This is a genomic window from Sphingopyxis sp. 2PD, assembly GCF_005503695.1.
Classification (GTDB): domain Bacteria; phylum Pseudomonadota; class Alphaproteobacteria; order Sphingomonadales; family Sphingomonadaceae; genus Sphingopyxis.
This window is the reverse complement of the sequence record NZ_SCMU01000003.1, coordinates 162,755-177,151: the sequence shown is the minus strand read 5'-3', so window position 1 is coordinate 177,151 and position 14,397 is coordinate 162,755. Positions and strand designations below refer to the sequence as shown.

The window sequence follows — 14,397 nt, the reverse complement described above, 5'->3', positions numbered from 1 at the left end:
TCAGGTCACCAGCGTTTTTCGAATTTGTTGCGAAGATAGATCGCAAAGGCGTTCATCGACAGCAGCACGATAAGCAGCACGATGATCGCGGCGGAGGTTTTCTCGACAAAGCCCCGGTCGACTTCGTCCGACCAGAGGAAGATCTGCATCGGCAGCACGGTCGACGGCGAGCAGATGCCGCCCGGCACGTCGCCGATAAAGGCGCGCATCCCGACGAGGAGCAGCGGCGCGGTTTCGCCCAGCGCGCGCGCCATGCCGATGATCGTGCCGGTCAAAATGCCGGGGAGGGCGAGCGGCAGGACGTGGTGGAACACCACCTGCACCGGACTGGCGCCCACGCCCAGCGCCGCGTCGCGGATCGACGGCGGCACCGATTTGATCGCGTTGCGGCTGGCGATCACGATCACCGGCATCGTCATCAGCGCCAAGGTCAGCCCGCCGACCAGCGGGCTCGCCTGACACAGCCCGAACCAGTTGATGAACACCGCGAGCGCGAGCAGGCCGAAGATGATCGACGGCACTGCGGCGAGGTTGTTGATCGACACCTCGATCAGGTCGGTCCAGCGGTTCTTTGGCGCATATTCTTCGAGATACAGCGCCGCGAGCACCCCGGTCGGGAAAGCGATCAGGAAGGCGATGAAGATCGTCAGCACCGATCCCTTGAGCGCGCCCCAGATCCCCGCCACCGCGGGATCGGTGGCGTCGGCGTTGCGGAAGAAGGGCCAGTGGATGCCCGTCGACAGCTTCCCCTCGCGTTCCAGCGCATCGACCTTGGCGCCGAGCTCGCCGCGCGCGCCTTCCTTCGCCATGATATCGACCGCACTCGCCGCGGGCAGTTCGAACACCGTCTCGCCGTCCAGCAGCGCCGGGTCGTCCTTGATCGCGGTGCGCACCTCTTTCCAGGCGTTCTCCGAAATCAGCTCAGACCCACCGTCGCCCAGCGCCTCTGCCGCCGCAAAGGCGACGATGTCGGCCAGCCCGGCGCTCGCGATCACCTGATCGGCGTCGGCATCATCCAGCCGCGCCTTGTCGACGGTCAGCGGCATCGCCTTGAAATCGATCGGCACCGCGACATTGGTATAGGTAAAGCCGCGCGCGCCGTTGCCGACCATCACGAACAGCAGGAACGCCAGGAATGCGCCCGACAGCAGCACCGCGCCCAGGCCGATAAGCTTGAACCGGCGTTCGGCGGCATAGCGCCCCGCGATGCGCTTCTGCATCGCCGCGGCCTTCCAGTCGGTCGGTGTGGTGTCCCTATTCATAAGCTTCGCGATACTTCTTCACGATCCGCAGCGCGGCGATGTTGAGCAGCAGGGTGACGATGAACAGCACCAGCCCCAGCGCAAAGGCGGCGAGCGTCTTGGCGCTGTCGAATTCCTGGTCGCCGGTCAGCAGCTTGACGATCTGCGCGGTCACCGTGGTGACGCTGGCAAAGGGGTTGGCGGTCATGTTCGCCGACAGGCCGGCGGCCATCACGACGATCATCGTCTCGCCGATCGCGCGGCTGACCGCGAGCAAGATGCCGCCCATCACCCCGGGCAGCGCGGCGGGGATCAGCACCTGGCGGATCGTCTCGTTCGGCGTCGCGCCGAGCGCCAGCGACCCGTCGCGCATCGCCTGCGGCACCGCATTGATGCTGTCGTCGGCCATCGACGACACGAACGGGATGATCATCACCCCCATCACGATCCCCGCCGCGAGCGCGCTTTCGGTCGAGGCGTTGGGAATGCCCAGCATCACCGCAAATTCGCGCAAGGCAGGCGCCACGGTCAGCGCGGCGAAATAGCCATATACGACGGTCGGCACCCCGGCCAGAATCTCCAGGATCGGCTTCACCCAGCGGCGCACCACCGGCGCGGCATATTGGGTCAGGTACACCGCGGTCATCATCCCGATCGGGATCGCGACGATCATCGCAATGATCGCGCCGATGAGCACCGTGCCCCAGAACAAGGGGATGCCGCCGAACGTATCGTCGACCGGCGCCCCGCTCTGCGGCGCCCAGTTGGTCCCGAACAACAGCTCCATCGGCGACACCAGCTGAAAGAAGCGGATCGATTCGAACAGGAGCGACAGCACGATCCCGAACGTCGTCAGGATCGCGACGAGCGACGCGAGCAGCAGCACCGCCATGACGATCCGCTCGACCCGTGTCCGCGCCCGGAAATCGGGCTTGATGCGGGTGAAGGCGTACAGTCCGCCCGCCAGCGCCAGCGCCAGCATCGCCGCGATGCCGATCCACGCATATTTGTGCGCCGCCGCCGCATAGGGTTCGACCAGCGGCGCCGCGGCGGGCAGCCGTACCGCGTCCTGCTTGCCCTGCGCGACGCTGCGCGCATCGGACAGGATCGCCCCGCGCTCGAAACCAAAGGCGGGCAGGCTCTCGGCCGCCTCGCTCGCCAGCACCTCGTTGGTGATCAGTCCCGGCGACACCGACGACCACACCGCCAGGAACAGCGCCGCGGGGGCAAACAGCCACAGCGCGACATACCAGCCATGATATTGCGGCCGCGAATGCAGCTTGGTCCCGGCGCGTCCCGCGAGCAGGTTCGACCGCTGCCGACCGGCAATCCAGCCGATCAGCGCGAGGCCCGCGATCAGGAGTAACAGGGCGGCGGCGTTAAAGGTCACTTGGTCCTCATCTTGCGGTGCGCCGCGGGTGCGCCAAAAAACCGTAGCCCTGAGCCTGTCGAAGGGCGCCTGCCGATCAGGCGCTTTCCTGCGAGGCGCCCTTCGACAAGCTCAGGGCTACGGTGAATTTGCAACAGCCTTTGCTCAGCGAGCATGGCAATTTGGTGACGTCCAAAAAAGCGGTGGCCGGACCGGGCAAGCCCCATCCGGCCACCGGGGGGGAAACCTACTTCAGCTCGGCACCGTTGAGCGCGGTCATGTTCGTGCCGTTCGCCTTCGCGGCATCCGCGATCGGCTTCGGCGACACGATCAGCCCCTTGGCGTTCAGATAACCGCCGTCGCCCGCGCCCTTCAGGAACTCGGCGACAAACTCGGCCAGCCCGGGGACGACGCCGACATGCGCCTTCTTGATATAGATGAACAGGGGGCGCGAACCCGGATAGCTGCCGTCGGCGATCGCCGCGTAGGTCGGGGCGACGCCCTGCACCGGGACGGCCTTGATCTTGTCCTTGTTCGCATCGAGATACGAAAAGCCAAAGATGCCCAGGCTGGTCGGGTTCTTGTCGAGCTTCGAGATGATGAGGTTATCATTCTCGCCCTGCTCGACATAATAGGGTGCACCGCGCAGCGTCGTGCACACCGCTTCATGCTTGTCCTTGTCGCTGTCCTTCAGCGCCTTCATTTCGGGGTTGGCGTCGCAACCGCGGCCCAGGATCAGCTCCTTGAACGCGTCATAGGTACCGCTGGTCGACGGCGGGCCGAACACCGAAATGGCGACCGCGGGCAGCGCCGGGTTGACCGCTTTCCACGTCTTGGCGGTGTTCGGCTTGCCATAGGGGTTCGCGGCCAGCGCCTTATACACATCTTCTTCGGTCAGCTTGAAGCCAGGGCCGCGCGTCGCTTCGCCCAGCGCGATGCCGTCGATGCCGATCTGGACTTCGACGATGTCCTTGACGCCGTTGGCGACGCAGGTGTCGAATTCCTTCTTCTTGATCCGGCGCGATGCGTTGGCGATGTCGGGGGTGTCGCCGCCGACGCCCGAACAAAAGCGTTCAAAGCCGCCGCCGGTGCCGGTGCTGTCGATCTTCGGCGTCTTGTTGCCCGTCGCTTCGGCGAATTTTTCGCCGACCGCGGTGGCAAAGGGATAGACCGTCGACGAACCGACCGCGCTGATATAATCGCGCGCGCCGCCACCCGACGAAGCCTGATCCTGACAGGCGGAAAGCGCCAGCGCGCACACGGCGGCACCAACGACGCCAAGGGTGCGGGGCGCGAATTTCTGAGCCATGGAAAATCCTGTTGATGGGGGTCGTTACCGAACCAAGCCACCACCCCCGCGGCGACTCGCTGAGCGCCATTTGGGGGTTTTGTGTGACGTGTTTGTGACAGCGAGTGTCACATACATGTCATAGAAGCTCGCCGACGCCGAATGATTTCCAAGTCAACGTTCTCTTATTGTTCCTTTGGACCCGTTAAGCTACAAGAGCGAAGGAAGCGCAGTACGCTGAGGTTCGGTGGTTTTGTTGTTAGGTTGTCCATGGGGAAGTCGAGAGTGCCGAAATCAGACCGCCAAAAAGCTGACTTTCGACGTCAAAAGGAGGTCCGTCGTCAGTCGGAAAAGGATCGATCGGCTCATGAAGCTTTGCGCGGGAAAAAGATGGCTACGCTATCCAGCCTTTCTCGTGAACTTCCAACAGAAGACGAACTTTTTAACTTTGGTGATATTTTATCCGCCGAGCCATCCGATCGCTCGGCCGCAATAATGGCCGCGGGATTGGTCGAACAAGCTCTCTATGTTGCCGCAACGTCCCGTATGGCAGACCCCGGACCAGCGATCCGCAATACTTGGTTCGAAGATGCGAACGCTCCGTTCGCTACCTTTGCCGCCAAAATCAAACTCGGGCGCGCGCTCGGGATATATGGTCCGAAGATGGATAAAACGCTTTGCCGGATAAAGGATGTCCGGAATGTCTTCGCCCATCGGTCTACCCCGATAGACTTCACGCACCCTAGCGTCGAAGCTGCGGTTATGAAGATGAACTCGCAGCCGATGACAGGATCTACTCCGGTACGGACCCGCTATTGTGCGATATGCCTTGCAACCACGAAATTGCTGATAAAGGATGCTTTCGAGCAAGGCGGAAAAGAAATTGCGTTGTCGTTTCCTTGACCGCAAATTGACCAATAAATGATCCTCATCACCGGCCACGTCATTCTCACCCCCGAGCATCGCGAGCGCATGATCGCGCTCGGCGCCGAGCATAGCGCGCGGTCGCGCGGCGAGGCGGGGTGTCTGGCGCACAACTGCCATGTCGATGTCGAACATCCCGACCGCCTCGTCTTTGTCGAGGAGTGGGCGGATATGGCCGCGGTGCGCGCCCACTTCGCGGTCCCCGCATCGGGCGCCTTCGTCGCCGAAATGCGCGCGCTCTCGCCGCAGCCGCCGGTGATGCGCATCTATGCCGCCGAGGATGTCACCGCGAAGCTGATGGGGTGACCTGATCCGCCCCTCCCTTCGGGGTTGGGTTGGGGGAGGGCATGGGCCCAGGGGCTATGGGTTGGTTTACCGGCCCTCCCAAAATCACTTCCGCAAGCGGCGGGGCGAAAAACCGCTGTCCTACGATATTTTGCCGTGGCACCATCGCTTTGGCCTTTCCTTTGGGCGATCCGCGCGCCACCGCGATCCGTGTTGGCGGGCGGCGCCGGCGAAGCGGCTTAGGGTCAGGACCCTAAAGCCACAAAGGACACATTCCGGCGCCGCGCATGCGGGGCTTTTGTGGCTTTAAGCGGGGCAGGGCGTCGTTTCGAGGAATGGCCGGGGGGCATATGAGCGGGTTTGAATTCATCTTTTCGCTGTTCGGGCTGATCCTCGGCCTCGCGCTCGCCGAGGGGCTGGGCGGGCTCGCGCGCGCGCTGAAAGCCAGCCACCGCGTCCGCATCGGCTGGCCGACCGCGCTGCTCGGGCTGTTCGTGTCGTGCGACGTCGTCACCTTCTGGATGTACGGCTGGGCGGTGCGCGACCTGCTGCCCCTCAGCTGGCCGGTGCTGTTCGGCGGCTTTGTCGTCACCGCGCTCTATTTCGTCGCCGCCTCGCTGGTGTTCCCCGACGATCCCGAAGGCTGGGACGACCTCAACGCCCATTTCGACAAACACCGGCGCCAGGTGATCGGCGGGGTGTTCCTGTGCAATGTCGCGCTGCTGGGCACCGTCGCCTGGCTCGATGGGGCACCGCCCTTCGACCTGCGTCGGATCATCCTCACCTGGTCTTTCTTCCCCGCCGCGCTGCTGGCGATCGCGACCAAGGACCGCCGCATCGTGCTCGGCTGCCTGATCTGGCTGATCGCACTCTACCCGCTGTCAGCGGTGTGGCGTTGAACCGACGGGCCACCCCAAACCCGTTCGTGGCGAGCCCTTCGACAGCCTTGGCAGGCGCTCAGGATAAACTTCCGGCTATGCCGGAAGTCGAGACACGTGACGTCGGGCGCGAACGCGGGGTGTCTCGACTTCGGTCAAAAGGGGGGGCAAGCGTCCGCCAGTATAGTCGGAGGGCTCGATACCGCCGGGAACAGCGGCGCTCAGGAGGGGGTCATTCGACCGCCACCCACGCGCCGTTCTGCCGCCGGTAAATCAGCGGCGAAATTGCGCGGTTCGCGTCGTCGAACTTGGCCCGTACAAATGCGGGTAGTTGCGTGCGCAGGTCGGCCTCGCGCGCGTCGATGGCCATCAACAAGTCGTCCGCCGGCACGACGACGCGCATATGGCCATCCAGCGCCTCGTCGAGATCGTCCCAGCCGTCGGCCAGCATCAGGCTGGCGAGATAATCGGCCTTCGGCAACGCCACGACGTTACCGACCAGCTTTTCCGCGGTGGGCAGCGGCGGCAGCAGCGCCAGAACCTGTCGGCGCGCGCGCGTCATCACCTCGTCGGGCGTCAGTTGCACGCGGGCGAAGTCGCGGAGCATCCACGGCCGCCCCGATTGCGCGCTGTCGGCGACCACGATCAGCTCCAGCCCCGTGGCATAGGGGGTGGCAAAAATGGCATCGTCGGGCTGGGCGCCGCGTTCGGCGAGGATCCGGTTGCGGCGTGCCGCATAACCGGCGTCGCGGACGACCAGCCGCAGGCTGCTCAGCTCGGCCTCGACCTCGGCGTCGGTGGGCGTCGTCGGCGTCGCCACATCCGGGGCTTTGGCCGGTGTTACGGCCGCCTGCGCGCTGCCCGCGCCCAGCAACCCTGCGGCAAAGCCGACCGCCTTGCCGAATATCGATTTGCCAGCCGCCATCGCCTCCGCTCCCTTGCGCAAAGACGAGCAAGGTAACGCCGCGTGATGCGGGCCGGAACGGCGGGCGGCGCACCGGGTCATGATCGGTCGTGCTGCTCCACAATCGTCACCCTGGGTCAAGCCCGGGGTGACGATACAGGCGAGGGGGCGATGATGGCGGAAAGAGCGGTGAGACCTATTTCAGCAACGGCTTCAGATACTGCCCGGTAAAGCTCCGCGGGTTCTTCGCGACCTGCTCCGGCGTCCCCGCGGCGACGATCTCGCCGCCCTTCACCCCGCCTTCCGGACCAAGATCGAGGATGTAGTCGGCGGTCTTGATGACGTCCAGATTATGCTCGATCACGATTACGCTGTTGCCCTGTTCGACCAGCTGCTGGAGCACTTCGAGCAGCTTGCGGACATCCTCGAAATGCAGCCCGGTGGTCGGTTCGTCGAGGATGTAGAGCGTCTGCCCGGTCGATCGCCGCGACAATTCCTTGGCCAGCTTCACCCGCTGCGCCTCACCGCCCGACAGCGTCGTCGCCTGCTGCCCGACCTTGATATAGCCCAGCCCGACGCGCACCAGCATCGCCATCTTGTCGCGGATCGCGGGCACCGCCTTGAAAAACTCCGCCGCATCCTCGACCGTCATGTCGAGCACGTCGGCGATGCTCATGCCCTTGAACTTCACCTCCAGCGTTTCGCGGTTGTAGCGTTTGCCGTGGCACGTCTCGCACGTCACATAGACGTCGGGCAGGAAGTGCATCTCGATCTTGATCAGCCCGTCGCCGGTGCACGTCTCGCACCGCCCGCCCTTGACGTTGAAGCTGAAGCGTCCGGGCTTGTACCCGCGCGCCTGGCTTTCGGGCAGCCCGGCGAACCAGTCGCGGATCACCGTGAAAGCGCCCGTATAAGTCGCGGGGTTCGAGCGCGGGGTGCGGCCGATCGGCGACTGGTCGATGTCGATCACCTTGTCGCAATGCTCCAGCCCCTTCAAGCTGTCGTGTGGCCCCGCGACCATGCGCGCGCCGTTGAGCACGCGCGCCGCGCTGGCATAGAGCGTGTCGATGATCAGGCTCGACTTGCCGCTGCCCGACAGCCCGGTGACGCAGGTGAAAGTGCCGAGCGGGATTTTCGCGGTCACATTGTTGAGGTTGTTGGCGCGCGCGCCCTTCAGCACCAGGTCGAAGCCGTTGCCGGGGCGGCGGTGCTTCGGCACCTCGATCTTCTTCGCGCCCGTCAGATACGCCGCGGTCAGGCTCTTCTTGTTCGCCAGCACCTGCTTCAGCGTCCCCTCGGCGACGATCTCGCCGCCATGGACGCCCGCGCCGGGGCCCATGTCGACGACATAATCGGCGTGGCGGATCGCATCCTCGTCATGCTCGACGACGATCACCGTGTTGCCGAGGTCGCGCAGGCGTTTGAGCGTCGCGAGCAGGCGGTCATTGTCGCGCTGATGGAGGCCGATGCTCGGTTCGTCGAGGACGTAGAGCACGCCCGACAGGCCCGAACCGATCTGCGAGGCCAGCCGGATGCGCTGGCTCTCGCCGCCGCTGAGCGTGCCGCTGGTGCGATTGAGGTTGAGATAGTCGAGCCCGACATTGTTGAGGAAGCCGAGCCGTTCATTGATCTCTTTCAGGATCGCCTTGGCAATCTGGCGCTGCGTGTCGTTCAGTTTCTCGTCGAGCGTGCTGAACCATTCGAGCGCGTCGGCGACGCTGCGCTGCGCCGACATGCTGATATCCTCGCCCGCAATCTTCACCGCCAGCGGTTCGGGGCGCAGCCGCGCGCCGTGGCAAGTCTCACACGGTTGCGGCGTCTGATATTTGCTCAGCTCCTCGCGCATCCACGCGCTTTCGGTCTGGAGCATCCGGCGATTAAGGTTCCCGATCACCCCTTCGAACGCCTTGTGCGTCGTGTAGCTGCGCTTGCCGTCCTTGAAGGTCAATTCGACGGGTTTGCCGCCGCTGCCATAGAGGATGATCAGCTGCACCTCGCCGGGCAGGTCCTGCCAGGGCGTGGTGAGGTCGAAGCCATAGGCTTTGCCCAGGCTTTCGAGCACCTGCATATAATAAGGCGAGGGCGGGTTCGATTTCGCCCATGGCACGACCGCGCCCTTTTTCAGGCTAAGCGCATGGTTGGGGACGACGAGATCGGGATCGAACTCCTGCCGCTCGCCGAGGCCATCGCACGCGGGGCAGGCGCCTTGCGGCGCGTTGAAGCTGAACAGCCGCGGTTCGATCTCGGCGATCGTGAAGCCGCTGACCGGGCAGGCGAATTTCTCACTGAAGATCAGCCGGTTCGCCGGAATGCCCGCGCCCTTCATCGCGCCGCCGGTGTCTTCCTCCTCGCGCCCCGGCACCGGCCCGTCGGCGAGGTCGACATAGGCGAGCCCCTCGGCGAGCTTCAGCGCGGTCTCGAAACTGTCGGCGAGCCTTGTGCCGAGCCCTTCGCGCACCGCGATGCGATCGACGACGACCTCGATGTCATGCTTGTACTTCTTGTCGAGCGCGGGGGCGTCGCCGATCTCGTAAAATTCGCCGTTGATGCGGACGCGCGTGAAGCCGTCCTTCTGCCACTGCGCGAGCTCCTTCTTATACTCGCCCTTGCGGCCGCGGACGACGGGGGCGAGCAGATAGGCGCGCGTGCCCTCGGGCAATTCCATCACGCGGTCGACCATCTGGCTGACCGTCTGCGCGCTGATCGGCTCGCCGGTTTCGGGCGAATAGGGGATGCCGACGCGCGCCCAGAGCAGGCGCATATAGTCGTAGATTTCGGTGACCGTTGCGACGGTCGAGCGCGGGTTGCGGCTCGTCGTCTTCTGTTCGATGCTGATCGCGGGCGACAAGCCGTCGATATGCTCGACATCGGGCTTCTGCATCATCTCCAGAAACTGGCGCGCATAGGCCGACAGGCTCTCGACATAGCGCCGCTGCCCCTCGGCATAGATGGTGTCGAACGCCAGCGACGATTTGCCGCTGCCCGACAGGCCGGTGATGACGATCAACGCATCACGCGGCAGGTCGACGTCGACGCCCTTCAGATTATGCTCGCGCGCACCGCGCACTTTGATGTGGGTGAGACTCATGGGAGGGGTATGTTCCAGATTTGTTCTTATGGCGCAAGGGCGCGTTTCGACCCGGCTCTCCCCGGTAGATAGGATGCGTGGACACCGCCCGCAATGCGGGGAATTTCCACCAACATCACAAAGGCTTCGACCAGCGTCATGCCGCTCGCTTGACCCTGTGGCGGCGCAGGCGGACAGTCGGACCATGGCCGTCGTCCGGTTTCGGGCGGCGCGGGGACACAGGGAGACTGGGGAATGATCAAATTTTTGGGCGGGGCAGCGGGCCTTGCGATCGCAATCGCGCTATCGACGGCACCGGCAACCGCGAGGGAAGCGGGGCCGGGCGCATCATTGCATGCGGGTGGCGCGGACGAAGGTGCGGGTGACGCGGAATCGCTGAAGGCACTGACCTTTGGCACCTGGGGGGTCGATCTCGGCGCGCGCGACCCGAATGTGAAGCCCGGCGACGATTTCGACAAATATGCCAACGGCGGCTGGTTCGCGCGGACCGAAATTCCGTCGGATCAGGCGTCGGCGGGGGTCGATTACGACGTTTACAACCTGACCCAGCGCCAGCTGCGCGCGGTGGTCGCCGGGGCGCCGGCAACGAGCCAGGTCGGCGGGCTTTATCAGAGCTTCATGGACGAAACGCGGGTCGAGGCGCTGGGCGCCAAGCCCTTGCTCGCTGACATCGGCGCGGTCAGCGCGGTCAACGATAAATCGGCCATGGCGCGCTTCATGGGCGGCACGCAGGGCGGCTTCGGTGCGACGATCGTCAGCGGCGGCCCCTATGCCGACACCGCCGATCCGACGGTCAATGTGCTATGGCTCGGGCAGGCGGGGCTTGGTCTGCCCGAGCGCGACTATTATCTGAGCGACGGTTTCAAGCCGCAGCGCGACGCCTATCGCGCCTATATCGCGCGGACGATGAAGATGGTGGGGAACGCCGATCCCGAAAAGGCCGCCGATGCGGTGATGGCGTTCGAGACCGAGATCGCAAAGGTCAGCTGGGCGATCGCCGATCGCCGCGACATCGGCAAGATCAACAATCCGATGTCGTCCGACGAACTCGCCGCCTATGCGCCGGGGCTCGACTGGACTGCGTGGTTTGCGGGGGCGGGTATCGCACCGCAAAAGCGCATCATCGTCAATGAAAAGACCGCGGTGCGCGATATTGCGGCGCTCTATGCCCGCACGCCGCTCGACACGATCAAGCTGTGGCAGCAGTTCCACGTCGCGAACAGCGCCGCGCCCTATCTGTCGAAGGCGTTCGTCGACAGCCGGTTCGAATATACCAAGGCGCTGAGCGGGGTTGGCGAGCTGCGCCCGCGCTGGAAACGTGGGCTGACGCTGGTCGATGGCAGCCTGGGTGAGCTGGTCGGCGAAACCTATTCGACGCAATATTTCCCCGCGAGCGCGAAGGCGAAGATGGAGGTGCTGGTCGCCAATCTGAAGCTGGCGATGGGCGACCGCATCCGCGCCAACAGCTGGATGGCACCCGCGACGAAGGACGCGGCGCTGGCCAAGCTTGCCAAGATGGACGTCATGGTCGGCTATCCCGACAAATGGCGCGACTATGCGGCGCTCCGGATCGATCCCACCGACCTGTATGGCAATGTGAAGCGCAGTTCGGCATTCGAATATGCCTATGCGCTGGGCGACCTCAACAAGCCGGTCGACCGCAAGAAATGGGCGATGAACCCGCAGGAAGTGAACGCCTATAATGGCGGACTGGAGAACAAGATCGTGTTCCCGGCGGGCATCTTGCAGGCGCCCTATTTCAGCGAGAGTGTCGATGATGCGGTCAATTATGGCGCGATCGGCGCGGTGATCGGGCACGAAATCATCCATGGCTTCGATGATCAGGGCCGCAAGATCGACGCCGACGGCGCGGTGCGCGACTGGTGGACCGCCGAGGACGCGGCGAAGTTCGACGCCGCGGCCAAGGCGTTCGGGGCGCAATATGCGACCTATGAAGCCGCGCCGGGATCGTTCATCAATCCCGACCTGACGATGGGCGAGAATATCGCCGACCTTGCCGGGCTGGAGGTCGCGTATGACGCGTACCAGCGCTCGCTCGGCGGCAAACCCGCGCCGGTGATTGACGGGCTGACCGGCGACCAGCGCTTTTTCCTGGCCTTTGCGCAGGCGTGGCGCACCAAGCAGCGCGAGGATGCGATCAAGCAGCAGGTGGCGAGCGATCCGCACAGCCCCGCGCGCTGGCGGATCATCGGGCCGGTGCGCAATGTCGATGCCTGGTACAAGGCGTTCGGCGTCCAGGCGGGCGCCAAATATTATCTGAAGCCCGAGGAACGGACCCGGATCTGGTAGTCCTGAGACCCCTTTCTCAGGATTGGGCGGGGGCGGCGTCATGCCGTCCCCGTACCGCCATCGCGATCAGCGACAGTGCCGCTCCGATAATCACGAACAGCGCAGGAAAGCCGCCCAGTACCGACATCATGCGGATGCCGTCGATGCCGCCGCTCGCGACGAGCACCAGTGCAACCAGCCCGACGGTGATGCCCCAGACGGCTTGCACCCACAGCGGCGCTTCCGGCGTTTCGGGCGAGATGCCGTGCGTCGACAGCGCGCTCATCGCAGAGACATTGGCGTCGGCCCCTGCGACATAGGACAGGAAGATCGCGAACAGCACGACCGCCGCGACGCCGGGGCCGCCGCCGAGCGCGCTGAACAGGCGGAACAGCACCGGGTCGGGACCCTGCGCGGTCAGGATCGCGTAGAGGCTGGCGCCGCTTTGCTGGTCAAGCGCGATCGTTGCGCCTGCGATCGCGGTCATCCACACCGCGCCGAACAACGACGGCAGGACCAGATTGTAGAGGATGAAGGCGCGGACGCTATAGCCGACGGCGAGACGGCCGAGAAACAGCGCGGTCACCGGCGCCCAGGCGAACCAGTTGGCCCAGTTGAAGATCGTCCATTGCCGGTGCCAGCCCGTATCGACGTCGAGGCCAAGGTTGCGGGGGATGAAGGTCTGGAAATAGTCGAAGGTACCGCGCAGCGCGAGGTCGAACATCCGCGCGGTCGGGCCGGCGAGCAGCACGAAGGCGACGATGGCGAAGAATATCCACGTGTTGAGTACCGAGAGCCCGGCTATCCCCTTTTGCAGCCCCGTCGCGGCGGAGATGAGGAAGCTGCCGACGATGGCCGCGGCGATCGCCCAGCGCAGTGCGGCGCCGCCCGCAAACCCGCCGATCCCCTCGATCCCGCCCGCTAGCGCGAGCAGGCCAGCGCCGAGCGAGGCGGCCATGCCTGCGACCAGCGCATAGAGGCAGAGGATGTCGATGCCGGTGCCGACGGGGCCGTGCGCGCGCGTCCCGAGGAGGGGGACGAACAGCGATGACAGGCTGAACGGTTCGCGGTGATTGTAATAGACGAGCGCGAAGGCGAGCCCGGCGACGGTGTAGATGGCGTAAGGCGTCAGCGTCCAGTGCAGGAACATCGTCGACATCGCAAAGGTCGCGGCGGCGTCGCTGCCGGGGGTCAGACCGAGCATCGCGGGCGGATCGTTGAGGTGGAACAGCGGTTCGGCGGCACCCCAGAACAGGATGCCGGTCGCGATCGTGGTACAGAGCGTCACCGCGAACCAGCGCCAACGGTTCAGGATCGGCTTCGCATGCGGTCCGCCGATGGTGCGCCCGCCGAGCGGAGAAAGTGCGACACTGGCGAGAAGCGCCAGAAAGGCGAGGCCGGACCAGGCGAACAGCGGCGAAAAATGGAGCAAGATCCAGTCATTGATCGCGACCTCGGTGGCGAGCACGGCGGCGCCCTGCCACAGGCTGAGGCCGACCGCCGCCAGCAGCACCGCGAGCGGGGCGAAAAAGACGGCGCGGTTGAGCGGGTGCTTTGGCAATGCTGGCAAATCGGCGTCCGATCGGACAAGGTGCGGCGGGGCAGCATGACCCCTGGCCTTGCGAAGGTCAATCAACGGGCAGTGATCCGGGCTGGAACGCCCGATGCAGCCATGCGTTGGACCGCCAAAGCGATGGATTGAAGGAGAGACTTCGATGAAAAAGATCATTCTGGCGGCAGCTACCGCGATGGCACTGGTCGGCACCGGACAGGTTGCAGCGTTTCAGGCGCCGGTCGCGACGCCCACCGAAGCGCCCGCAGCGCAAACCAAGCTGCCCGACGGCACGACGGCCGAGGAACGGTCGAACACCGCACGGCTCAATGCCGAACAGGCGGCGCGCGCCAAGGCCGAAATCACTACTTATGAGCAGGAAGTTTCGGCAGTGGCGCAGCAGGTCGCGCATGACCAGGCCGAGTTCGCCGAAGAAACTGCTGCTTACGAAGCCGAAAAGGCGCGTGTCGCGGCGATGTCGGCCGAAGAACGGATGAAGTGGGAGGCCGATGTTGCCGCGTGTAAAGCGGGCGACACGACGCGCTGCGCCCAGCCGGTCGCGCCGCAGCCGCGCTGATC

The 14,397-nt window shown here is 64.8% G+C and carries 11 protein-coding genes; 5 read left to right on the top strand and 6 right to left on the bottom strand.

The genetic code is table 11. The annotated features are described in order from the left end of the window. Positions 1-5: 5 nt before the first annotated feature. The 3 genes from pstA to FFS18_RS04440 all read right to left on the bottom strand — a co-directional run bounded on the left by pstA (position 6) and on the right by FFS18_RS04440 (position 3,919). Entirely contained in the window at positions 6-1,262 is a 1,257-nt protein-coding gene (pstA, locus tag FFS18_RS04450; RefSeq protein ID WP_137869924.1) for a phosphate ABC transporter permease PstA, read from the bottom strand. Beyond that, on the bottom strand, positions 1,255-2,631 hold the full coding sequence (pstC, locus tag FFS18_RS04445) for a phosphate ABC transporter permease subunit PstC (RefSeq protein ID WP_137869923.1): 1,377 nt from the start codon (positions 2,629-2,631) through the stop codon (positions 1,255-1,257). Before pstC ends, pstA begins: the two co-directional genes overlap by 8 nt. A gap of 226 nt (positions 2,632-2,857) precedes the next feature. After that, on the bottom strand, positions 2,858-3,919 hold the full coding sequence (locus FFS18_RS04440; protein WP_137869922.1) for a substrate-binding domain-containing protein: 1,062 nt from the start codon (positions 3,917-3,919) through the stop codon (positions 2,858-2,860). Positions 3,920-4,183: 264 nt separating this feature from the next. Between FFS18_RS04440 and FFS18_RS04435 the strand changes: the two genes are divergently transcribed. From FFS18_RS04435 to FFS18_RS04425, 3 genes are all read left to right on the top strand, one after another. After that, the gene (locus FFS18_RS04435; RefSeq protein ID WP_137869921.1) at positions 4,184-4,801 is read left to right on the top strand and encodes a hypothetical protein; all 618 of its coding nucleotides are present in this window, start codon (positions 4,184-4,186) and stop codon (positions 4,799-4,801) included. 18 nt (positions 4,802-4,819) lie between these two features. Beyond that, positions 4,820-5,128, top strand: coding sequence for a putative quinol monooxygenase (locus FFS18_RS04430; protein WP_137869920.1), 309 nt, complete (start codon positions 4,820-4,822; stop codon positions 5,126-5,128). A gap of 329 nt (positions 5,129-5,457) precedes the next feature. Beyond that, positions 5,458-6,006, top strand: coding sequence for a hypothetical protein (locus FFS18_RS04425; RefSeq protein ID WP_137869919.1), 549 nt, complete (start codon positions 5,458-5,460; stop codon positions 6,004-6,006). 211 nt (positions 6,007-6,217) lie between these two features. Here FFS18_RS04425 and FFS18_RS04420 read toward each other — a convergent pair whose 3' ends face one another. Next, complete coding sequence (locus tag FFS18_RS04420; protein ID WP_137869918.1) at positions 6,218-6,910, bottom strand: hypothetical protein; 693 nt, start codon at positions 6,908-6,910, stop codon at positions 6,218-6,220. A 175-nt stretch (positions 6,911-7,085) separates the two neighbouring features. Then, positions 7,086-9,977 (bottom strand): excinuclease ABC subunit UvrA, encoded by a 2,892-nt coding sequence (uvrA, locus tag FFS18_RS04415; RefSeq protein WP_137869917.1) that lies wholly within the window; start codon positions 9,975-9,977, stop codon positions 7,086-7,088. A gap of 234 nt (positions 9,978-10,211) precedes the next feature. Here uvrA and FFS18_RS04410 point away from each other — a divergent pair, with 234 nt between their 5' ends. After that, complete coding sequence (locus FFS18_RS04410) at positions 10,212-12,287, top strand: M13 family metallopeptidase (protein ID WP_137869916.1); 2,076 nt, start codon at positions 10,212-10,214, stop codon at positions 12,285-12,287. Between the two features lie 16 nt (positions 12,288-12,303). Here FFS18_RS04410 and FFS18_RS04405 read toward each other — a convergent pair whose 3' ends face one another. Further along, positions 12,304-13,827, bottom strand: a complete 1,524-nt coding sequence (locus FFS18_RS04405; RefSeq protein ID WP_249340292.1) for a BCCT family transporter — start codon at positions 13,825-13,827, stop codon at positions 12,304-12,306. Between the two features lie 154 nt (positions 13,828-13,981). Between FFS18_RS04405 and FFS18_RS04400 the strand changes: the two genes are divergently transcribed. After that, positions 13,982-14,395 (top strand): hypothetical protein, encoded by a 414-nt coding sequence (locus FFS18_RS04400; protein WP_137869914.1) that lies wholly within the window; start codon positions 13,982-13,984, stop codon positions 14,393-14,395. Positions 14,396-14,397 lie beyond the last annotated feature (2 nt).